The 21,601-nt window shown below is 67.3% G+C and carries 21 protein-coding genes; 17 read left to right on the top strand and 4 right to left on the bottom strand.

What is annotated here, in order from left to right; genetic code table 11:
- The first annotated feature begins 49 nt into the window (after positions 1-49).
- The 7 genes from ACZ4AA_RS36195 (at position 50) to ACZ4AA_RS36165 (ending at position 8,990) form a co-directional block, all read left to right on the top strand.
- Complete coding sequence (locus ACZ4AA_RS36195; RefSeq protein WP_384362382.1) at positions 50-1,054, top strand: hypothetical protein; 1,005 nt, start codon at positions 50-52, stop codon at positions 1,052-1,054.
- A 79-nt stretch (positions 1,055-1,133) separates the two neighbouring features.
- Positions 1,134-2,663 carry an amino acid permease gene (locus ACZ4AA_RS36190; RefSeq protein ID WP_467612243.1) on the top strand — a complete coding sequence of 510 codons (1,530 nt, stop codon included), beginning with the start codon at positions 1,134-1,136 and terminating at the stop codon, positions 2,661-2,663.
- Positions 2,663-4,093 (top strand): glutamine synthetase family protein, encoded by a 1,431-nt coding sequence (locus tag ACZ4AA_RS36185; RefSeq protein ID WP_467612240.1) that lies wholly within the window; start codon positions 2,663-2,665, stop codon positions 4,091-4,093. Before ACZ4AA_RS36190 ends, ACZ4AA_RS36185 begins: the two co-directional genes overlap by 1 nt.
- Positions 4,094-4,124: 31 nt before the next feature.
- Positions 4,125-4,973 carry a helix-turn-helix transcriptional regulator gene (locus tag ACZ4AA_RS36180; RefSeq protein ID WP_467612237.1) on the top strand — a complete coding sequence of 283 codons (849 nt, stop codon included), beginning with the start codon at positions 4,125-4,127 and terminating at the stop codon, positions 4,971-4,973.
- Positions 4,970-6,940 (top strand): ABC transporter ATP-binding protein, encoded by a 1,971-nt coding sequence (locus ACZ4AA_RS36175; RefSeq protein ID WP_467612234.1) that lies wholly within the window; start codon positions 4,970-4,972, stop codon positions 6,938-6,940. The genes ACZ4AA_RS36180 and ACZ4AA_RS36175 overlap by 4 nt, the downstream gene beginning before the upstream one ends.
- 431 nt (positions 6,941-7,371) lie before the next feature.
- Positions 7,372-7,791, top strand: a complete 420-nt coding sequence (locus ACZ4AA_RS36170) for a hypothetical protein (RefSeq protein ID WP_467612231.1) — start codon at positions 7,372-7,374, stop codon at positions 7,789-7,791.
- Positions 7,788-8,990, top strand: a complete 1,203-nt coding sequence (locus ACZ4AA_RS36165) for a hypothetical protein (protein ID WP_467612228.1) — start codon at positions 7,788-7,790, stop codon at positions 8,988-8,990. The genes ACZ4AA_RS36170 and ACZ4AA_RS36165 overlap by 4 nt, the downstream gene beginning before the upstream one ends.
- 634 nt (positions 8,991-9,624) lie before the next feature.
- On the opposite strand, the gene ACZ4AA_RS36160 is transcribed toward ACZ4AA_RS36165, so the two are convergent.
- The 3 genes from ACZ4AA_RS36160 to ACZ4AA_RS36150 are packed head-to-tail and all read right to left on the bottom strand — an operon-like array spanning position 9,625 to position 12,546.
- The gene (locus ACZ4AA_RS36160) at positions 9,625-10,809 is read right to left on the bottom strand and encodes a cytochrome P450 family protein (RefSeq protein WP_467612225.1); all 1,185 of its coding nucleotides are present in this window, start codon (positions 10,807-10,809) and stop codon (positions 9,625-9,627) included.
- 4 nt (positions 10,810-10,813) lie between these two features.
- Entirely contained in the window at positions 10,814-11,983 is a 1,170-nt protein-coding gene (locus ACZ4AA_RS36155; RefSeq protein WP_467612222.1) for an MAB_1171c family putative transporter, read from the bottom strand.
- Positions 11,984-12,000: 17 nt separating this feature from the next.
- Complete coding sequence (locus ACZ4AA_RS36150) at positions 12,001-12,546, bottom strand: regulator component (protein WP_467612219.1); 546 nt, start codon at positions 12,544-12,546, stop codon at positions 12,001-12,003.
- A gap of 351 nt (positions 12,547-12,897) precedes the next feature.
- On the opposite strand from ACZ4AA_RS36150, the gene ACZ4AA_RS36145 reads away from it, so the two are divergent.
- Positions 12,898-13,740, top strand: a complete 843-nt coding sequence (locus ACZ4AA_RS36145; protein WP_467612216.1) for a helix-turn-helix domain-containing protein — start codon at positions 12,898-12,900, stop codon at positions 13,738-13,740.
- Positions 13,741-13,794: 54 nt separating this feature from the next.
- Here the strand turns inward: ACZ4AA_RS36145 and ACZ4AA_RS36140 are convergent, their stop codons facing one another.
- On the bottom strand, positions 13,795-14,241 hold the full coding sequence (locus ACZ4AA_RS36140; protein ID WP_467612213.1) for a Secondary metabolite protein: 447 nt from the start codon (positions 14,239-14,241) through the stop codon (positions 13,795-13,797).
- A 423-nt stretch (positions 14,242-14,664) separates the two neighbouring features.
- Here ACZ4AA_RS36140 and ACZ4AA_RS36135 point away from each other — a divergent pair, with 423 nt between their 5' ends.
- From ACZ4AA_RS36135 to ACZ4AA_RS36095, 9 genes are all read left to right on the top strand, one after another.
- Positions 14,665-14,991 carry a transcriptional regulator gene (locus ACZ4AA_RS36135; RefSeq protein ID WP_359316062.1) on the top strand — a complete coding sequence of 109 codons (327 nt, stop codon included), beginning with the start codon at positions 14,665-14,667 and terminating at the stop codon, positions 14,989-14,991.
- Between the two features lies 1 nt (position 14,992).
- Positions 14,993-16,012 carry a hypothetical protein gene (locus tag ACZ4AA_RS36130; protein ID WP_467612210.1) on the top strand — a complete coding sequence of 340 codons (1,020 nt, stop codon included), beginning with the start codon at positions 14,993-14,995 and terminating at the stop codon, positions 16,010-16,012.
- Positions 16,012-16,719: an ATP-binding protein gene (locus ACZ4AA_RS36125; RefSeq protein ID WP_467612207.1), complete on the top strand. Its 708-nt coding sequence runs from the start codon at positions 16,012-16,014 to the stop codon at positions 16,717-16,719. The genes ACZ4AA_RS36130 and ACZ4AA_RS36125 overlap by 1 nt, the downstream gene beginning before the upstream one ends.
- 116 nt (positions 16,720-16,835) lie before the next feature.
- On the top strand, positions 16,836-17,435 hold the full coding sequence (locus ACZ4AA_RS36120) for a WhiB family transcriptional regulator (protein ID WP_467612204.1): 600 nt from the start codon (positions 16,836-16,838) through the stop codon (positions 17,433-17,435).
- Positions 17,432-18,436 carry a DUF2637 domain-containing protein gene (locus ACZ4AA_RS36115; RefSeq protein ID WP_467612201.1) on the top strand — a complete coding sequence of 335 codons (1,005 nt, stop codon included), beginning with the start codon at positions 17,432-17,434 and terminating at the stop codon, positions 18,434-18,436. Before ACZ4AA_RS36120 ends, ACZ4AA_RS36115 begins: the two co-directional genes overlap by 4 nt.
- Before the next feature lie 89 nt (positions 18,437-18,525).
- Positions 18,526-18,750, top strand: a complete 225-nt coding sequence (locus tag ACZ4AA_RS36110; RefSeq protein WP_467612198.1) for a hypothetical protein — start codon at positions 18,526-18,528, stop codon at positions 18,748-18,750.
- Positions 18,751-18,896: 146 nt separating this feature from the next.
- Positions 18,897-19,370, top strand: a complete 474-nt coding sequence (locus ACZ4AA_RS36105) for a plasmid mobilization protein (RefSeq protein ID WP_467612195.1) — start codon at positions 18,897-18,899, stop codon at positions 19,368-19,370.
- 2 nt (positions 19,371-19,372) lie between these two features.
- A complete protein-coding gene (locus ACZ4AA_RS36100; protein WP_467612192.1) occupies positions 19,373-21,118 on the top strand; it encodes a relaxase/mobilization nuclease domain-containing protein in 1,746 nt (581 codons plus the stop codon).
- A 73-nt stretch (positions 21,119-21,191) separates the two neighbouring features.
- Positions 21,192-21,368: a hypothetical protein gene (locus tag ACZ4AA_RS36095; RefSeq protein ID WP_467612189.1), complete on the top strand. Its 177-nt coding sequence runs from the start codon at positions 21,192-21,194 to the stop codon at positions 21,366-21,368.
- The last annotated feature ends 233 nt before the right edge of the window (positions 21,369-21,601 follow it).

Here is a 21,601-nt window from a genome sequence, read left to right as displayed (position 1 = left end):
GTCCTGTTCCTGCTTCGGAGCGTCGTCGTTCCCGGTTCGAGGGGCGGTGATGCGTCTCGTGTATCACCCGGCCGGCCATGACGACGAACTCCGTGTCGCCTTGGTCGAACTGCAGGCGGGACGTTGGAAGACGGCGCGGGAACTGCTGTTGGACACGGGCACGCACTGGACATTGCGAACGTCACGTACCCAGCTCTTGGCGGTGGCAGCAGCCCGATCGGATGTGGTCGGCGTGTGGCTCGCCGAAGAGCCCGGCAGTTACGACGCGCAACTGATGGGGGTTCGCGTGGCCGTCGAGCGGGCCTTGCGTGCGCACCGTCAAGAACATCCACAGACTTTGGAGTTCGAGATGAGGGCGCGGCGTGAGGCCCTGCTGGCGGCTCGTCGTGCGCCGCACGATCCCGTGCCGTGGGTGTGCCTTGTCGCGTTGGCGCAGATCGATACGCGGCAGCTGCGCCATGAGCATCGCCTGAGGCCCGCCGAGCCGATGCTGCCAGCGGGGCCGTGGGGGCTGCTCTACGAGGTCAACCAGCGTGATCCGTACAACCGTGAGGCCTATCACCGCGTCCTGCAGTTCCTGCTCGCCCTTGAGGGGCCGCGCGCGGCTTCCTTGGCCGCGATCTTTGACTTCGGGCGGTGGATCGCGTCGCAGCGGCCCGTCGGATCGCCACTGTTGCTTCTGCCCGCGTACGCGCAGATCGAGCAGCGACGGCGATCGCGGGCCGATCCGCTGTGGCGGCGCCAGTGGGCGCAGGAGGCGACGCTCGACTGCACGTTGAACGCCTTTTACGACTGGTTTCAAAAAACGACGGTCAGCCAGTGTTCGGTGGCTGATCTGAACCTTCTCGCCTATGCGTTGTGGGCCGGCCACCAGTATCTGGAAGCAGCCGAGGTCTTCGAGGCGATGGGCCCATATGCAGCCCGTGAGCCGTGGACTTCGGTCCATGACGGGGCCGCGGGACCGGACCCCGGCGAGACGCTGCTTCTTCGAGCACGCACGGAGTCTCTTTCCTTCGCCCGTACCCACAGGCCGCGCACCGGGCGGCACCCGTGATCAGTATCGGCCGCCAACCGTCCGCGCATTGGCATGAACCTGCCCAGTATCCCACCTTCTCTGAACCTAGGAGCTGTCCATGTCTCGTGTGAGTCCCACCCACCGTGCGGTGCCTCGCAAGCCGGACGATACGTATCTGCGGGAGCTCGGCTACGAGCCCGTGCTGACCCGGCGCATGGGGCCGTTCGGGAACTTCGCGATCTCCTTCTCCGTCATCAGTGTCCTGTCCGGATGTATGACGCTGTACGGATTCGGCCTGAACACCGGCGGTCCCGCCGTGATGCTGTGGGGCTGGGTGCTCGTCGGTGCCATGGTGATGTTCATCGGTGCCTCGCTGGCCGAGGTGACCTCCGCCTATCCCACCTCTGGAGCCCTGTACTACCAGGCGGAGCAACTCGGCGGCCGCAAGTGGGGCTGGTACACGGGCTGGCTGAATCTGCTCGGGTTGCTCGGCGCAATCGCCGGCATCGACTACGGGGCCGCCCTGTTCACCGGCGCCCTACTGAACCTGCAGTGGGGCTTCGAGCCGACGCCGGGCAAGATCATGATGATCTACGTGTGCATCCTGGCCCCGCACGCCACCTTGAACCTGTTCGGCGTCCGGCTGGTCAGCATTCTCAACAACATCAGCGTCTGGTGGCACCTGGGCGGCGTCATAGCGATCGTCGGCGCACTGGTGATCGTGCCCTCCCACCACCAGTCCGTCGACTTCATGTTCGGCGAGTTCGTCAACAACACCGGCTGGTCCAGCCCCCTGTATGTGGCGGTGCTCGGTCTGCTGCTGGCCCAGTACACGTTCTGCGGCTACGACGCCTCCGCGCACCTGTCGGAAGAGACCACGGACGCTCAGGTGTCCGCACCCCGCGGGATCATCCATTCGATCGGATGGTCGTGGCTGGCCGGATTCGTTCTGCTGGCCGGGCTCACGTTCGCCATCCAGGACTACGCGGGCACCGTGGGGACAGCCACGGGCGTCCCGCCGGCACAGATCTTCCTGGACGCCCTGGGCCTGGCCGGGGCGAAGGCACTGCTCCTGGTCGTGATCATCGCCCAGTTGTGCTGTGGCAATGCCGAGACCGCTGCCGCCTCTCGGATGGTGTTCGCGTTCTCCCGCGACGGGGCGCTTCCGGGCTCGCACCTGTGGCGGCAGGTCGACCGCCGCACCGGTACCCCGCGCAAAGCCGTGTTGCTGTCCGTCGTGTGCGCTGCCCTGCTCGCCCTGCCGAGCCTGTACAGCCCGGTCGCGTACGCGGCGATCACCAGCATCAACGTGGTCGGCATCACGCCGGCGTACGCCCTCCCGATCTACCTGCGCATCAGGAACCGGGACCGGTTCCAGCCCGGTCCGTGGAACCTCGGCCGCTGGGGCGTGACGGTCGGCACGATCGCCGTCATCTGGGTGGTGTTCGTGACCGTGCTGTTCTGCCTGCCACAGACCCGCCCCGGCGGCGCCCTGGTGTCCGTCGAGACCTTCAACTACGCGCCGGTCGCTTTGCTCGTCGTCCTTGCGCTGGCTTGGGGATGGTGGCGCAAGCAGGGCAGCTCGTACGAAGTCCCGGCGCAGAACTTCGACCGCTCCGCGAGCACGTACGAAGACGAGGTCGTGTGATGACGGGGGCCGCGACGAGCAACGGCGCTCTGGCGCGCCTCAGCGCGGCAGCCGCTCCTGCTTTGGACGGGCGCTCGGAGAAGGCCTTCTCGCTGACTGACCTGCGGAACCTCGTCAAGGCGGGCGCGATCGACACCGTGCTGCTGGCCGTGCCCGATCTGCAGGGCAGGCTGAAGGGGAAGCGGTACGACGCGAACCACTTCCTCAGGCGCGTCGCACATCAAGGCGCTGAGGTATGCGCCTACATCCTGGCCACCGATCCCGAGATGAGCCCGGCGGACGGCTTCTCTCTGACCTCGTGGGAGACCGGATACCAGGACTTGTCCGTGCAACCGGCTCTGGCGACCCTGCGCGTCGTGCCGTGGCTGCCGCGCACCGTCGTCGTGCTCGGCGACGCCGTGCACGACGACGGAACACCCATCGAGATCGCGCCTCGCCAGATCTTCCACCAGCAGATGACCCGGCTGTCCCGGCACGGTCTGCACCCCAGGGCAGGGATCGAAACCGAGTTCGTTCTTTACAAGGGCACGTACGCGGACGCGGACCAGGCCGGCTATCAGGGCCTGCGGCCGTTGACGACGGGGAACCTGGACTACGCCCTCGACCACGACCCTGTGTCCGACCAGTTCTTCCGACGTCTTCAGCGGGCGCTGGCAGGCGCCGGGATGCCCGTCGAAGCCATCAAGACCGAGGCCGGCCCCGGACAGGTCGAGGTGACCTTCCCGTACGGCGGCGCACTCACCGCCTGCGACCGGCACCTGCTCTTCAAGCACGCAGTGCGCACCCTGGGCTCGCGCGCCGGTCTGGCACCCACGTTCATGGCGGCCCCGGAAACCGGCCGAGCCAATGGCCTGCACCTGCATGTGTCGCTGTGGTCGAAGGCCATCAGCCAACTCAACGAGCCCGGCAGCGAACACGAACTGTCCCGGACCGGTCAGCATGCCATTGCGGGTCTGCTCGACGGCTTGCCCGAGCTGGCCCTGTTCTACGCGCCCAGCGTCAACTCCTACAAGCGGTTCACGCCCGGCTCGTTCGCACCGACCACCTTCACCTGGGGCCACGACAACCGCACCTGCGCGGTCCGCGTCGTCGGCCGCGGCGAAGGCCTGCACCTGGAGATCCGTGTGCCAGGTGCGGATGCCAACCCGTACCTGGCCCTGTCCGCGGTCCTGGCGGCCATCGACCATGGTCTCGAGCGGAGGCTCGCCCTTGGTCCCGAAGAGACCGGTAACGCCTTCCGCGCAGGCGGTCCCCCCGTTCCATCCACTCTCGGCCAGGCTCTGACCGCCTTCCAGAACAGCGCCCTCGCGCAGGAAGCCTTCGGCGCCGAGGCGGTTGAGCACTATGCCCGGCTCGCCCGACTGGAACTCGACCATGACCAGCGCCTGGTCACCGATGCCGAGCGGCAGCGGTGGCTGGCCCGGGCCTGACACTCCCTCTCCCCAGAAAGGATCTACACCCGTGAGTGCCCGACCGGCTCGCCCTCCCACGACGCTGCTTGATCTCACACCGGCACAGCTTCGGATCGCCAACAAGATCGCGCAGGGCCAGAGCACCGAAACGATCGCCTCCGACCTCACGATCACCGCCGGGACCATCAACGTGCAGATGAAGCACTGCGGTCAGAAGCTCGGCGTGCGCGGTCGTGCGGCCGTCGTCCATGCCTGCTTCGTCACCTGGCAGATACAGCGCCCCGAGAAAGCCGCCTTGCCGGATGCCTTCTCGGACGAGGAGATCAAGACGTGGCAGATGGTCGCCGCCGGTGCGACGTCGAAGGACTACGCGGAGAACGCCGGTATCAGCCGCAACGAAGCTCTGCGGAGGTTCAGGGCGCTGCGAGAGCACGTAAAGGCGGACAACGGCCCGCATCTCGTGTCGCTCGGCTGGAGGTACGGCGTGCTCGACGAGTCCCTCGTCGAGATGGTCTCAGGCACAGTCCTTCCCGTCCTGGCGTGCAGATGGCCAGGTCAGACCGCAATGTCAGTGGCTCTTGCCAAGCTACCCACCTGCATGCGAACACTGAGTGCATCCACGCAATCACGCCTTGTGGTACAGCGGGATGCTCGACAGACGGAAGGGCGCACCGACGTGACCGATATGCCCGGCGCACTCCATCAGTTGGTGGAATCGGCAACCAACGCGTACACGTCGGTTGCCGAACACCCTCGGCCTGGAGGTATCCGGCCGTCCGGGTGGGAGAGCAACGGCCCAGGCGGCGAGCGGTGGTTCGCCAAGCAGCACGCCGGCCCAACCGCGCTCGACGGCATCCCGGCCGGGCACCGCGTGTCGGCGGAGGGCTGGAGCCGATGACCACCATCCCGAAACCCGCTGCCACAACCGTGCCGACCCGCGAAGCGGAGGTGTCGGACGAGGTGCTGAAGTTCGTCATCCCCGGCGACCGCCGCATCGAGGCGGCCAACGCGATCACAACCCGCTCGATGGCCCGGCGTCTGCCCCAACTGATCCGCCGATCCCTGGCACTGGGCTGGCAGGTCGACCGCGCCGCGGTCATCGCCTTGCTCGGCATCCAGCTCCTCTCGGGGGTCTTGGAAGCGTTCGGGCTGATGGCGACCACCGGTGTGATCAAGCCGCTGATCGCCTCCCAGCACATCAGCAGCGACCAGATCCGCTCCGCCGTACCTTCTCTTGTCGTCCTGTCGGGGGCTATCGGTCTGCGTGCCCTGCTGGGCATCGCGTCCACCGCGCTGTCCGCCCGGCTGGCCCCGCGTATTGCCCGGGAGGCCGAACTCAAGCTCCTCGACGCCGCGACCAAGGCGGAACTGGCCGCGTACGACAACCCCGGATACAACGACCGTTGGGACGCCGCCGACAGAGGCGTGGAGGTCTCCAGGGACCTTCTCACCGAAGCCCAGTACATCCTTGCCGCATCAGCATCGCTGGTCGCCTCGGCGTGCGTCCTGACCGCCGTGCACCCGATCCTGCTGCCACTCCTCCTCCTGGCGGCCCTGCCGAAGGGGGTGGCCAGCGTACGGGCGGCGCGCATCAGCTACATCGCCTCGCTCGCCACCACGAAGGACCGGCGGCTACTGGGCATGCTGCGCTGGTACACGGTCGACAAGCAGACCGCCGACCAGGTCCGCTCGGGCACCATGGCACCGTTCCTGCTCGACAAGTACCGCACGACCGGGGCACGGATCGACACGACGACCGACCAGGCCACCTGGCGCTCCGCCAGGATCTCCCTGGTGGGCGGGGCTGCGGGAGGTCTCGCCCACGCCGTGGTGTGGGTGGCCCTGGCGCTGTTGGTGTCCGCCGGGCAGATCTCGGTCGCCGCCCTCGGCACCGCGTTCCTCGCTCTGGGCCGCGTCAGCGCAGGACTGGACGGGATCGTCGGCTACGGAGCCCAACTCTTCCGTACCGGCATGTACTTGGACGACTGGGTGGACTTCATCGACGAAGCCGGCGGACACCGCATCGACCGCGGTCCTCGGGCGCCGGTCGCGCCCACACTCGTACGCGCCGAGAACATCACCTTCCAGTATCCGAGCGCAGAGCGTCCCGCCCTCGACGACATCTCCTTGGAGGTCCGGCGCGGCGAAGTCGTCGCGCTGGTGGGCGAGAACGGTTCCGGCAAGACCACCCTCAGCAAGATCCTGTCGGCTCTGTACCTGCCCGATCAGGGAGCCGTCACCTGGGACGGCACCGACACCAGGGACCTGGACGCGCATGCCACCTGGGCGCGCGTCGCTGTCGTGCCGCAGTCCTACGCGAGCTGGCCCCTGTCGGCGAGGGAGAACATCACTCTCGGCCAGGCCACCGAGGAAGGGGATGCCGCCGTGCTCGCCGCAGCGCATGCCGCGGGTGCCGACGAGGTCATCGACGATCTGCGGAGCGGCCTGAACACCCTGCTGGCCAAGGAATGGTGGGGCGGGCAGGAACTGTCCGGCGGGCAGTGGCAGAGGATCGCGCTCGCCCGCGCCTTCCACCGCCCAGCCGGACTGCTCGTCCTGGACGAACCGACTGCGGCCCTCGATCCACGAGCCGAGCACCGCATCTTCACCGGGCTGCGCCGCCTCGCCGCCGACCGGGCGGTCGTCCTGGTCACCCACCGGCTCACCAACGTGACGATCGCAGACCGCATCGTCGTCCTGGACAAGGGCCGCATCATCCAGCACGGAACTCCCGAGGAACTGCTGGCCCAGCAGGACGGTTTGTTCCGTGAGCTGTGGGATCTACAGAACGAGCGCACCGGCCGCGTTCCCTCCCACCTAGGGTCCGCGGATCGATGCGCAATGTCGGCTGAGGATGCGCAATGAATGCGCAAATCCGGGGCTCGATGCGCATTCACTACGGTCCGTGGCCGCCGTCTTCGATCTCTTGTGGTCTTTCTGGTCGGGATATGCGGAGGCTCCGTACCGTCCAGAGCATGACAGCACGGAGCTTGGGCAGCGCGGGTCGTACGCGCAAGGTTCCAGCGACATCAATCCGGTACGAGGACATGCAGGCACGTGAAGTGCCGGTTCGGCAGTTGCGGGTGGCGGACTTCGCCGAGTCGAAGCCGTGGGGGCTGTCCGGTCGCTCTGGCTACGCGGAGGCCCAGCAGCGAAGCAAAGAGGATGTTGACGGCTGAGTGGGGTGTTCCGCCCTGCTTGTCGGCCCAGACCCTTCACGCTCTGGTTGACGCCGTTTGGTGATCTCCACCGGGGTCAATAAGTGCACTAGCAGGGCAGTCGAGGGAAGGCGGCACATGCAGAAGCCCAGCGACGTGGTCATTGATCTGGACATCTTCGCACCGGTCGACGACGACTCGGCGGCCGTGATCGCCTCCGCACTCGCTGCGTCGGGTGTCGAGGCGACAAGAGTCGGCTCCCTAGGCAGCGCACCGCTCGGCGAAGTTCTCATCGCCGCCTCCGTCACACTGCCCGCTCTGGCCCACGCGGTCAACTCCCTGCGCAATTCCTTTCGTAAGGGAGTCGTGATCGACGCTTACGAGCAGCAACTCGTGATCCGCCAGGCACCCGAATTGCCGCGCGGCCACGTGCTGGTACGAGGTTCGAACGGTGATGTCACCGTGCAGGACAGCGCCGTACTGTCATCCGTCGTGGAGGCTGCCGCCGCACCGGGACAAACGCCACTGGAGGTTCCCCCGGTGAGTGACGCCCAGTGAGTGCAGAACCACTGCGCAGCACCCTCTTCGAAAAGGTTCAGAACCTCGAGTTGGCGGGAGAAGCACTGCGGCAGTGCCGGACAGAAGCAGACCCGGTCTATCTGCGCTGGGTGACCGGGATCGATGACCGCAGTGAGGCGCTCAAGGTGCACGCCGAGACAAACCTGATGGTGCGGCGCTTCCTCGATGGGCTCCTAGCCTCGCGGTCCATCACATGGGAAGGGGCACCCCCCGAAAACCCCTGGCTTCTGGGGCTCTTCGGCCCAAAGCGGGCAGAGCGTACTTTCGAGTTGGCCCGACAGGTGGAGCCATTCGTCCTGCCGTCGTTCGCATCCGAGTCCCGGACTATCGAGAATCCGAGACGGATTACGGGCTATCTCATCGGACTGTCACCACTCGTGGCCGAGCTCTCCACTGAAATCGCCTATCTCGTCTCCATGGCTTACCCCATGCACGAAAGTCCGCCGGGAGATACCTTGGAAGCCTCTGCTCGTCGAGATCTCGACGAATCCGTCGTGTCGTATCTCCGCTGCGCCGACTCGAGCGGAACCGCTCAACGCCCCCCGACCCCCCTCTCATTCTCTTTCCGCTCAGCCGAAGCCATCACGGACGAAACTCCGATGCCGCTGGGCGGCGGGCCCAACGAGATCTGGGAAGCGTGCACGCTGTTCTCTCTCGCCCATGAACTGGCCCACATCGAAGCGGAGCATTTCGCAGAAATACTTCCGCACGAGCCCATGTCGCAGTTCGCGCCCCTCGACCCTCAACTGCGCCGCGAAGTAGAGGCCGACGCCGCAGCGTACATGGCCCATGTGAGTTTCCGTACATTCGAGAATCACTACTTGGAACTACGGTCGCCTCAGAAGGGTTTCCGGGCTCGAAGGAAGCAGATGAAGCGCGAACGCCAGACGATGTTCTGGGCAGACCGACAAGCCATCGAGGCTGTAGAGTCCTTCTACACGACTATGAGGATTCTGTCCGCTCATGCGCGCGCCAAGGGCGACGCGGCCAAATCGGAGCGGCTGCGTACGGTTGCCGAGCGCCAGCCACACTACGGGAATACATCGACTCCGCCAGGAAGCAGCTGTTGGGTTTCCTGGGATTCCGGTGGTCTTTCCTGGATGAGTGGCTTTCCCTCTACCGCCGGAGCCACGAGCGGTTCACCGACCACTTCTGCACCGACGTGCTGCCACGGCTGAGCGCCGAAGTCTGACGCGAGCGTGCCCCGTCGAGTCGCACCTCACTCAGCGTGACGCCCATAGATGTCAGACAGATGCCGATTGCTCACAACGAACCGACACGATCAGTGCTCACGAAGCCCGGATTTCGGCGTTTCCACAGGATCCAGTGCGAACGAGGTCGTGGACCCTACATCCCAGGCCAACTCCGACGAGAGTAAGCCGAGCACACCGTGACCGCCTCTGCCATCGGACGAACCGGGACGCGTACTGGGCCATTCCGGCTGTTCCGCGGCCAGATGGCCGACCAGGCAGTCACCGCCCATCACCTCACCGGCAAGCTGCGGCGCTACGGGCTCCCGGCCCTCTGCCCTCGGAAGTCCGCGCTGACCACCCTGGCTACCGTCTCCGAAGAGATCAGCATTCTTGGAGGCCGGCCACGTGCGGGGCCTGCGCCTCCACACGGAACGGCGTTAACACGCACGGCTCCGCGACACTTTTCGGTGCCGCGGTCGACGAGCAGCTTGTACGGCACTGGCTGTGTGAGGCGACGGCAGATGTCGTACCCCTGACGCCCCTGCCGTTCACTACCACCTGTTTCGTGCAGAGTGGGCCTCAGGTCGAGCACATCCCATGCCGGAATTCCCCGCCGACCTCATGACGAGGTCAGGACGGGAAGTGAGGCCAGTCCGCGCACAAGGCGGGTGCGCCGCCAGTCCAGTTGATCAGGCGATACGGCAAGCCGGATCCCAGGGAAACGGGGCAGGATCGCGCGCAGGGCGATGTCGGCTTCGGCTCTGGCGAGGGGAGCGCCGACGCAGCGATGGATGCCGTGGCCGAAGCTGAGGTGGCCGGCGGCTTCCCGGTCCAGATTGAACTGGTCCGGCAAGGGGAATCGCTCCGGGTCTCGGTTGGCGGCTCCAAGAGCGACCATTACCGGGACACCGGCGGGGATCTCGGTGCCGCCGAGCGTGACGGCTTCCGTGGTGAATCGGAAAGTGGCCGTGCTGACGGGCGAGTCGAAGCGAAGCAACTCGTCCAGCGAGGCAGGGATGTCCTTCGGGTTGCTGCGCAGGCGCTCCAGCTCGGCCGGGTGCTGGAGGAGCGCCAGGGCGGCGTTGCCGAGGAAGTTGGTCGTGGTCTCATGTCCGGCGACGAGCAGCAGCACGCTCAGGGAGACCAGCTCCTCCTCGCTGAGGCGGTCGTTGCCATCGCGCGCTGAAATGAGGCGGTCGAGGAGAGAGTCACCGGGTCGCAGGCGCTTGGCGGCGATCAGGCCGGTCATGTAGTCGGCCACGGCGTGCGAGGCCGCGTCGATGAGGTCGGGCTTCCCGGCGGCGAACAACTCGGCGGACCAACGCTGGACCTCGGGCCGGTCGACCTCCGGGACCCCCAGGAGTTCGCAGATCACGATGACCGGTAGGGGCACCGCCAGGCTGGCGACGAGGTCGACCTGCTCGCCGACGGACCACTCGTCCAGCAGCGCGTCGGTCACCTGGGCGATGAATGGCCGCAGCTCGGCGACAGCGCCCGTCGTGAAGGCGTTGGTCACCAGCTTACGCAGGCGGGTGTGCTGGGGTGGGTCGCTGGCCAGCATGTTGTGCGCGACCGCAGGGTGCAGACGGCGCCGCGACCCCTTGTCGGCGAAGAAGGCGGCCGTGTTCTTCGAGAGCCGCGGGTCGCTGAGGGCTTGTCGGGCCTCCGCGTATCCGGTGACCAGGTAGCTGCCGTGCCCGCTTGAGCCGGTGGGAACGGCCTGCACGGGGCACGCGGAGCGCATGGCCGCGTAGGTGGGATAAGGGTCGCGCAGGAAGCGAGGGTCTTGGGTCGGGTTGTCCATGCTGTCAGGCTCCAACTGGTTCCGGGTGGCCGTCGTCGGCGACACGCACCGGGACGCGGTGCACGTAGGCATCGGTGACCTGTAGAAGCCACTGCGTGTCCGCGCGGAGGTCCTTCCGCGAAGCGGCGTCCACCGTCGACGGCGCAGCGACTTCGTCGACGAGGTGGCCGCCCTGCAGCGCGGCCAGCGCTGCCTTGACGACAGCGGCCTCGATGATCGCGGCACCCTTATCCGTTCCGGCGTCGACAGTTCGCTGGGCGGCCTCCTGGACGAGCTGGGAGCGGTAGGGCCGAAGGGCGAGGATGCCGTCGCTGATCTCGATGACACGCCGTTGAAGGCGGAAGTCGGAGTCGCTCGCCGCCTCCTCGTCGAGGCCCCCTGATGGCAGAACGATTTCCGGCATTGCGGCCGAGAGGTCCTGCCAGAGAGGGCCGAGCGCGTTGAAGGAGCGCACCTCCCAGCGGTGGAGGCGGGTCTGACTGATCGGATACACCACGGCGGGCAGTGTGAGGCCGAGGCAGATCAGCAGCACGGCGAGCGCGGGGGAGGTCACGCTGAAGACGCAGGGCGAGGTGACCAGCGAGGAGCACTGCGCGTGGTCGGGTATGAGGTGAAGGCCCAAGCCCAGGGAGAAGAGGACCGTGAGCTTGTACGCGGCGTAGACCAGGGCGAACGCGCAGCCCGCCGCCGCCATCCGGAGACCGATCCGAACGCTGCTTCTGCGGGTCGACTTCGACTGCCGCACGGCCTGCCACAGAAAGTCGACGATGGCGAAGCCCAGGTACGAGATGAAGAGAAGCAGATAGAGCGCGTACACCTGCGGGGAACGGTGCGTCATCTGCTCGTACACGAACAACACCGTCATGCCGAAGACCGAGGCGGCGAGGAGGACGAGGCGTAGGCGGATGCGGCGCCGCGCTTCCGCAGGTTGCAGATTGACCTGGAAAGAGACAGCGAGGACCGAGGTGGCAGCCGACAGAGAGGCGGAGTTGCTCAGGAGCCGAGCCACGTGCGGTACGACTGCCTCAACCGCGTTCTCGAACAGCGGCGCGTATGAGGCGAAGGCCAGGGCGAACGAGGCGAGGAGAGCGCCCATGGCCCACGTTCCGGCGGGGCGAGGTGTGCCCCGACCGAGGACCCAGTAGCCGGCAGCTGCTGTGAGTAGGCAGGCCATGCCAAGAAAGAGGGCATTCATCGTGAGCGGAATCGACCTTTCTTGATGGGTTGGGCGAAGAGTGCATCCCAGCTATCCGATCCTTTTTCGGGTTGGCGGGAAGGGGATTCGCGTTCGCGGTAGATGCGCTGGCGAATGATGGTCGCCATCATCTCCGCTTCGCGTTCGTCAGCCGTCGAGTAGCTCGTGCGCCCCGACATGCGCATCACCAGTGTGGGATTCACTCCGAGGGAATGTGTCGTTTCGGCGTCGACCGCTAGGCTCCCTGGATGGTCGCAGTACACGTGGCACAGCTCATGCGTGAGAATGTGCCGCTGGTGATGCACGGAAGTCCCCTCCTCGTAATAGAGAAGATCGGCTTCCGGCATCTCTAGACGTATACCGCACGGTGCGTCGATCGAGCCGAGCGTGCTCAGAGGTTTCAGGACTATTGGCTTCCCACGAAGTGCGGCTACCGTCTCGCGAAATTCGCGTGTGCTGAAGCGATGCGGCAGGCGCAACCGGTCGACCTTCTCTTCACACGATTCACGCAGTCGACTCTCGTCGATTTCTGGCCAGGGCATGGCAATCTCCCCTCAGCCTGGGCTGAGCAACAACTTGCTCGTGAGTGATGGCTGGAGGATGCCAAAAGGAGGGGGGAAGTCACGCTTCCCGGAAGTGGTAGTTCCGGTTACGGATGGTGACCTTCTCGGAGTGTGGGGTGGGAAGGTCTGGCTCGCATGCTTCCTCGATCCTGGGTGTGCGCTTGCTGCTTCCCGGCGATCGCAAGGTGTTGCGGTTCTCGCCAAATTTGCTTGAATGGTCGACTATCCGTTACGTCTGACTACGCTGAATGACTGTTTCATGATCACTTGATGGCCGGTTAGGGCGTGTTGTGGGCCATCTCATGTGATCTAGTGATCCAGTCTCACGTCATGGAATCCCGGGGCCGGCAGGGCGACAGTGGCGAGCCCGAAGGTGAATCCCTGTCTGAGCTGCTGCGTTCGTGGCGCGGCCGGTCGGATCCTCGTGCGTTCCCGGGCCTGGCGGTGCCAGGCCGGCGGAGTGTCGGCCTGTCGCAGCGTGAGGTGGCTCGCCTGACGGGCGTGAGTGAGCGCTGGTACAGCTCCTTGGAGCGGGGCAACGAAGCCAACTACTCGGCAGACTTCCTCGACCGCTTGTCATCCGTCCTGCAACTGAGCCGCGCTGAACGTCGCGCCCTGTACTTGAGGGCCGTCGGGCGACCGCCGGCCCTTGCCGCCGTACCGGAGGCGGGTTCAGTTGCCGAAATAGACGAGGTGCTTCAGCAATTCCTCGATAACCAGTCGCCTAATCCGGCCTACGTATCGGACCTGGCGTGGAATGTGATCGGACACAATGAGCCGTTGCGAGAATGGTTCCCCTGGGCTGCCCATCAGGCCAATCTCGTACGATGGGCATTTCTCAACCGGGAAGCCCGCGAGCAGCTTGTCAACTGGCGGGAAGACTGGGCGCGGCCCTACTTGGGGCAGATTCGCTACGCGAGAGCCCATTATCCGGAAAGTGAAGCCCTGCTGCGTCTGGAGCGCGACATCCTCGCGGGATCGCCGGACGCGCAGGAAATGTGGGGTCGCCGCGAGGTCTACGAACACCCTGATGGTGACCTGCGCAAGCTCAGGTTGCCGTACCACCGAGGCCAGGAAGTTCCTGTCCGCATCATCGCTTTGCGGCCTATGCGCAGTGACCGGATTCGCGTGATCGTGCTGATGGAAGCCGCCGAAGATATCATGAGCGGCTAATCGGCCTATGTGTGTCGGGTTGACCCCGTGCCGCGGTTCATGCCGAGGCGGGGATCATTCGTCGTCGAGCAGTCCGGAGTCGTCCGAGTCGTCAGACATTCCCTCTAGTCGCCGGGCTTGGTCGATCACGGTGTTCAGCATTTGCAGGCTCGACGTGCTGAGTCCGTTGGCGCGCAGGGCGACCCTGCGCACCTCCTGGTCGCGCATCGCTGCGACCAAGTGGATCTCCGCGCGCTGTCTCTCGGCCTCCTCTTCGTCGAAGAAGTAGCCCGGGTTCACTCCGAAGAAGCCGGCCAGCGCCCGGATGGTCTGCATCTTCGGGTTGCTGTTGGTCCCTGTGCGGAGCTGCTGGATGGCGCTTGCCGAGATGGCCACGCCGGAGGTGTCCCGGATGCCCTGCGACACCTCCGCGTACGTGTACGGGCCCCGGCCCTTCGGGTGTACCTCCTTGAAGAGGTAGTCGAGCAGCTCCGCGAAGGTGCGCTCGTTCTTCTCGGTCATCTCCAGCCCTTCGTCATGGCCGCGATCCTATCCACTCCAGTGGTGATCACGCCTCCTATCGCTCTAGGCGCCGACACCGCAGTTGACGCAATGGCGCAACCGCGGTGTACGTTGATCTCCGATCTTATCCAGTGCAGTGTTCCATGCCTGGTGAGAGTGGGTGCGAAGAGGCTGGACTTGTGCCAGGGGTCGCCATACGGTTCTGGTCCCCGCCCAAGCGAATCACTGGCGGCCAGGAAGGGAGGGGCGATGCACGCACTGGGGCCATGACACCCACGGGGTCGAACGAGACCGGCGCCTGGGAGCTACCAACTCCCAAGCGCCGGGCGGGCACCCCGAAGGACACCGATTCACATCTCGCGGGCAGCGGGGCTTTTACACGAGAACCGCCGCACCGCACTCCTACGAACAACGGAGTATCCCATGCTCGCCATGCCGAGCGGAACCCTGGCATGCCCGGACACGGCACGCCAGCATCGACTCGCGGCCCAGCTCACCGGCATGATCTCCGGGGCGGCCACCATCCGCGTCAGCCTCACCGACCCGAAGCACGCCTGGCCCCACCCGCACGCCATCGCCAAGGATGCGGCCGGGGAGGCGATCGAGCTGAACCGGACGACCGCCAGGGTTGTGGCCCGGTGGGTCCTGCGGGTCTGGCCGGACGCGGACTGGAGTCGGCCCCACATCTTCGACCTCGCCGCCGCATCCCTTACCCGCAGCGACCTCGTCGCTGCCGGCCGAGGTCGCTGACATGGCGCGGATTCGAACAATCAAGCCGGAGGCATTCTTCTCCGAGTCGCTCGCCGAAGTGAGCGTCGAGGCCGAGCGGACCTTCTTCGGCCTCCTCACCCAGGCCGACGACCACGGCCGTCACCGTGACAATGCCGCGATCATCGCGGGGCTGCTCTGGCCCCTGCGGGCCGAGCACACCTCGGTCCATGTCGAGGACGACCTTCAGCAGCTCGCCAACGCGGGCCTGATCTGCCGGTACACCGGCTGCGACGCCCGCCGCTACCTCCACGTCGTGACCTGGTCCGAGCATCAGAAGATCGACAAACCCAGCCAGTCCCGACTGCCCTCCTGCTCGCAGCACCAGGCGGCGGCCCGGTGCGGGCCCTGTAAGGGGACCTGCACCAAGCGCACCGAGGCGTCGCCCACCCCTACCCGAGGGCTTGTCGAGACTTCGCCGAACACTCCCCGAGCCCTCGATCTGCCTGCGAAGCCCGCTGCGACGCCTCCCGCCCCCCGAAGCGAGGCCCCGACCGCCCAACAGGACGCCCTCACCGGCCCCGTCGGCACCCCTGACCCCACCGGTAAGAAAACCGGAGGTCAGGCGGCATTGCCCGAGGGCTCTCCGAAGCCTCCCCGAAACCTCGAAGAGGGCTCGGCGCCTGGATCTAGGATCTTGGATCCTGGATCTTCATTCCCTACGGGGCGCACAGCGCCCGTCGCCACAGTCTCCGCAAACCAGCTCGTCGGCGAGTACATCGCCGCCTGCGACGAGCGTCCGCCCGGCGACGTGATCGGTCACCTCGGGCGGATCGCCAAGAAGCTCCTGGCCGAGGGGATCGCTCCGGAGCATATCCGGGCCGGGTTGCAGAACTTCGCCACCAACCCCAAGCACCCGAGCGTGCTGACCAGCATGGTCAACGAGGCCATGAACTCACGCTCCGCCGGTTTGGCGCGGACGGGAATCCGACCTACCGTGCCCGCTCACCAGGCGTGGACAAACCCGGTCAACGCTGCAGCCGCCTACGCCGAGGAGCTGTGATGCGCACCCACACCCGCGACCCGCAGACCCTCGGCGGCGCGGGCACCCTGGACCGGATGGCCCGGATCCTGGCCGCCCGCAACATCGACCCGGCAGCCGTCGCCGCCCTGGCCGACGAGCCCGAGTCCTTCTCCCCGCTGGACGCCCTGTTGGCCGGGATGCCCCCGCGTTACCAGGGCGCGGTGGCCGACCATCCGCAGGTCCTGGCCTGGGCCCGCGACGTCGCCCAGCAGGCCGTGGCTCCCAGCCTCGGAGCCCGGCGGCAGGTGACCAGTGGCCCGAGCCTGCTAATGGCTGGGGCGGTCGGCGTGGGCAAGACCCACCAGGCGTACGGCGCGGTCCGACGACTGGTGCAGAGCGGCGTCGGCGTGCGCTGGCGCGCGACCACCGCCGCTGACCTGTACGCCGACCTTCGCCCCCGGGCCGGAGTGGACAGCGAGCGGGAGCTGGCAGCCGTCGGTCGCTGCCCGCTGCTGATCATCGACGACCTCGGCGCGGCGAAGGCCAGCGAGTGGGTCGAGGAAGTGACGTACCGGCTGATCAACCGCCGGTACAACCACATGCTCCCGACGCTGATCACCACCAACCTGGCAATCAAGGACCTCCGGGCATACCTCGGCGACCGCGTCACCTCCCGGCTCGCGCAGATGACCACCCGGGTCGAGTTCGAGCCCGTCGACCGCAGACGCCACCGCACCGCCGTCTGACCTGACCAAGGAACCCGGACCGGGCCGCGCCCACGAGTGTCGGCCTGTGTACCTCCCGACCCAGCGCACCCCTCCGCCGACGCCCCTGCGCGCGGAGAGCGATCGGAGCAACCCGCATGACCATCACGACGATCAGCCCTGCCCACCACCGGTCGCTCGGCGACCACACGTGGCAGGACCAGGCTGTCTGCCAGAGCACCGAGTACAACCCGGTGGACCCCGACATCTTCTTCCCCGGGCCCGACGAGACCGAGAAGATCGCTGCTGCCAAGTCGCTGTGCGGACAGTGCCCTGTCCGTGCTATCTGCCTGGACGCCGCCCTCGAAAACGGTGACCGCGACGGCATCCGGGGTGGCATGACCGAAGAGGAACGCGACCTCCTGCACCGCAAGTTCCAAAGCCGCTTTGACTACGCCCGCGTGAACGCCGCGTTGGCCGGCCGCGACATCCACCTCACGCATGCGGAGCGCGACGCCGTCGTCCGGGCCGCCTACCAGGCCGAGATGCCGGCCGAGCGGCTCGCCTGGCTGCTCAAGGTCACCGAGGAGCACGCCGAGAAGCTCTACCGCCGCACGCGCCGGGAGATCCGCAACCGGGCCGTCGACCAGCAGAAGAAGGCGAACAAGGGGAAAGAGAAGCCCAAGAGCTGTACCAAGGCGTTCAAGGCATTCGCAGCGGAGACACCCACACGCAACGATCTCGGGACGGCCGCGTGAGCCACAGCGCGCCCATACCGGCGCGGATCACCGGCTGGGACCGAGCCGCGATCGTCACCCTCGGTGGCGCAGGCTGCGCTCTCTCGTACGACGCTCTGCAGCAGATGGCCACCGCCATCCACGTTCGAGGCCCCCTCACCTTCGTCTTCCCTCTGGTGATCGACGGCTTCATCGCTTACGGGGTACGCGCTCTCCTGGTCCTGCGCGCCGCCTCCTTCGCCGCCCGCCTGTACGTGTGGATGCTTTTCGGTACGGCGACCGCCGCCAGCATCTGGGCCAACGCCCTGCACGCCGTACGCCTCAACCAGCAGCGTTCCGAAGGCGGCGGACTGCGGCTCGGCGACGTCACCGTCGGCGCGCTGTCCACCCTCGCCCCGCTCGCCCTGGCCGGAGCCGTCCACCTCTACATCCTCATCGCCCGGCGGGTCACCGAAGCCGGTCACCACGGACACCCGTCCACCTTCGGTGTCCGGACCGACCGGATCACCGCTGACCGACCGGAGACCCCGCTCGCGGCGGACGGACACCGGCCGGTCCCGGTCACCTCCGGACACTCGGCTGCCCTCTCCGGGCCGGAGGTCGGCCGTCCGGCGGTCACCTCCGGCTCGGACGTACCGCGAGTGGCTGACCGGGAGAAGCCGTCCGGACACCCGGAGAGCGTCCCGGAGCCGGCGGACGGCGGAGACGCCGCTGACCTGGGCGGACAGCCGGTCAGTAGACCTGCCCCGGTCAGCCGCCTGCGGCTGGCCTCCCCGTCGGTCACTGAGCCGGAGACTGGTCCGGACACCTCGGACAACGGCGGTCCGGACACCGCCCCGTCGGCGGACACCCTCCTGCCGATCGCCCGCCAGGCGGTCGCCGAAGCGGGCAAGGTCACCCGCGAGGTCGTCGCGGACGCCATCCGCGGACAGGGCAAAACCCTGGCCAACGACCGGCTGACCGCACTGATGCGCCAGCTCCGCGCCGAGACCGGTCAGGACTCGGCCACCAAGACCGGCTGACCGAACGGCCCGGACGGACGGGCGGCCAACGGCAACAGCCGGGCCGCCCGTCTCATACCCCATCAACTCCCGTCCACCGGAGACACATGATGCGCACCACCCCGGTCACCCCTGCCGAAGCCGACGCCTGGATCACCGTGCTCCGTAAGTACGGACACCTCCACCGCGCCGAACCCGGCCCGGACTGCACCTGGACCGTACAGCGCACCCACGCCAGCACTCCCCGCACACTGCACCACCCGGTCCTCGCCCTCGACTTCGTCGCCGAGGTGCTCCACGACGTGCGCCGTACGAAGACCCCGACGCCCCGATGACACGCTCCGAGTCGTCCGAAACAACCTCTGACCTGCAGCGAGACGACTGCCTGGCACGAAGCCGAGCAAGCTGTAGCTTCCGAAACTCCTCCGCTGCCACGGGCTGCGGAGGAGTTTCGGAAGCGCATGCCCCCACCCCAGAAGGGGTGGGGGAGGACCGGCACCAGGGGGTGCCGGGCTCGGAGGTTGCGACCGAGGGTGGATCGCAGCCAGGAGAAGAAGCCGAGCCGAACGCCGCGACGCGTACGCGCCCTCGCCTGCGCCAGAGCGTCCACCGCGACCAAGTCCGCAGCGTCCGTCTGACCCGAGACGAACTCGACACCGTGAAGCGCGCCGCGGAAGCCGTCGGTCTGAAGACCGCCGGGTTCCTCGCCGACGCCGCGGTTGCGGTCGCCCAGGCGCAAGGCGGTCCGAAGACATGGCTGTTGGACCAGCGCGGCCGAGTGGAGGAACTGATGGCGGCCAGCGCCCAGCTCGCCCGCGCCGGCAACAACCTCAACCAGGTCGCCCGCGTCCTGAACTCCGGTGGTCAGGCCAACTACGCCGACGAGTCGGTCGCCCGCGTCCTCCGCGCTGCTGCCCGCATCGAAGCCGCCGCCATAGAGATGGCGCGGCGCTGACGGTGGTCCCCGACATCTCCACCGGCAGCCGTACGTACGGACTGCTCAAATATCTCTACGGGCCCGGCCGTCGGGACGAACACACCGACCCGCACCTCGTCGCGTCCTGGATGCCGGGGCTCGCCCCCGACCCCGGACGTGACCTGTCCGCCATGATCAAGCAACTCACCGACCGACTCGACCTGCCCGTGCTCGCCCTCCCGAAGAACCGCCGCCCGGCCCGGCACGTGTGGCACTGCCCTGTCCGTACGGCGCCCGGCGACCGTCACCTCACCGACACCGAATGGGCCGAGGTCGCCCGTCGCATCGTCCACGCCACCGGCATCGCCGAAGGAGGCGACGACAAGGCCTGCCGATGGATCGCCGTACGCCACGCCGACGACCACATCCATCTCGTTGCCACCCTCGTCCGCGAAGACGGCCGCCGCCCCCGCCGCCACCAGGACGGCATCCGCGCCCAGGCCGAATGCCGGGAGATCGAGAAGGAGTTCGGCCTGCAGATCCTCAACGGCGGCGACCGCACCGCCGCCCAGCGCCCCACCAGCGCCGAACACTCCAAGGCCGAGCGATTCGGCCGGACCGAGACACCCCGCGAGACGCTGAGGGAAATCGTCCGCCACGCCCTGGCCGGAGCCGCCAGCGAGGAGGAGTTCTTCCACCGCCTCGCCGAAGCCGGCCTTCGGGTCGAACAGCGCATCGCCCCATCCGGCGACACCCTCGGCTACAAGGTCGCCCTCCCCGGCGACCGCAACCGCGACGGCCAACCCGTCTGGTTCTCCGGCTCGAAACTCGCCCCGGACCTCTCCCTCCCCAGGATCCGCCAGCGCCTCGACTCCGGACGGCCCGACGACGAGCCCGTCACCGACCATTTCGATGAACGAGTACCTCGCCCGGACCTCGCCCGGCGCCAGGCAGCCCCGGTTGCCGAACGGGCGGTGTCGATCCTCGACGGGGACGACGACGAAGACTCCGCAGCCCAACTCGCCGGCGTCGGCGAACTCCTCGACGCACTCGCCCAGACCGCCCCGGCCTCAACCCGCAGGGAACTCGCCGAGGCCGCTCGCGCCTTCGAACGCGCCACCCGCTCCCACATCCGCGCCGAGCGCGCCGACAACCGAGCCATCCGCTCCGCTGCCCGCGGCATCATCCGCGCTGGCAACGCCCTCGGCAAGGGCGAAGACGGCGGCGCCACCGCGATGCTCCTGTCCACGACGATCCTCGTCGCCATGGCCGCGGTGCGCTGGCACTCCGCCCGGGGGCACGCCCAGCAGGCGGCCGCCGCCCAAAGAGCCGCTCAGCACCTGCGCAGCGCCTACCGATCGGCTTCGGCCGTTCCCATGAACGCGATGCGCGAGCACGGCCAGCGTCTCCCCGAACCTGTACGAGAGCGGTACGCCGGCACCCTCAAGGCCGTCCTGCCTGATCAGGCCGACCACGTCCGCCGCGAACTTGGCTGGGACGCCCTCGTCGCCACCCTCGACCAGGCCGAGCGAGCAGGACACGCCCCCGACGTCCTCCTCCAGCAGGCCATCGAATGGCGCGAGTTGGACACCGCGGACAGTGTCACCGAAGTGCTCGTCTGGCGACTGCTCCGGATCGGCAAACTGCCCGCCACCACGGCTGCGCCCCGCGCGCGTACGAACGGGCGGACAGCGCAATCGCTCACTCACCCGTCTCCGTCCCAGGTGCCCGAGATGGCAGTGGGGCCACACCGCGTCGATGGTCGCTCTCGGGGGCCGAGGCGCTGAGCAGCGCAAAGAGCTGGACACCGACGGCTGGCGCCTGTTAGGGCTGGTAGATATGGAGAAGGAGACGATGCGGATGTTCAACGAAGGCCTCCAGTCCCAGAGAGCGATTCTGTCCGAAATGGCCTTCGGTGAGGATCCTCTGCTGCGACTCCAGCAGGAGGACCAGCTCGGCGACGGCCACGTCGGTCTCCGCGCTACGACCCACCCGGAGGAAGTCGTCATCACCGGGCTCCCCGTGATGTGCCCGTAGTGCGGTGCTCGGCGCGACTGGATGGTCATCTGCGACGGGAACGAAATCAGCCTCCGCTGCCGCTGCACACACCAGTGGATCGAGCGTGAACTGACTCGCGCGGACTACGAGGCGATGATCGACATCGGTGGGCAGGACTATCCAAGCTTCGAAGCCGCGACCAGGGCCGTGGGGTACGACGGCACGTGGGCCGGCACCTACCTGGCTGAGCCCAGGCCCGCATAGCAACTACG

Source organism: Streptomyces sp. NPDC024698 (assembly GCF_055559015.1).
Note: the sequence above shows the minus strand (reverse complement) of the source record. Positions and strands in the feature narration are given on the sequence as shown.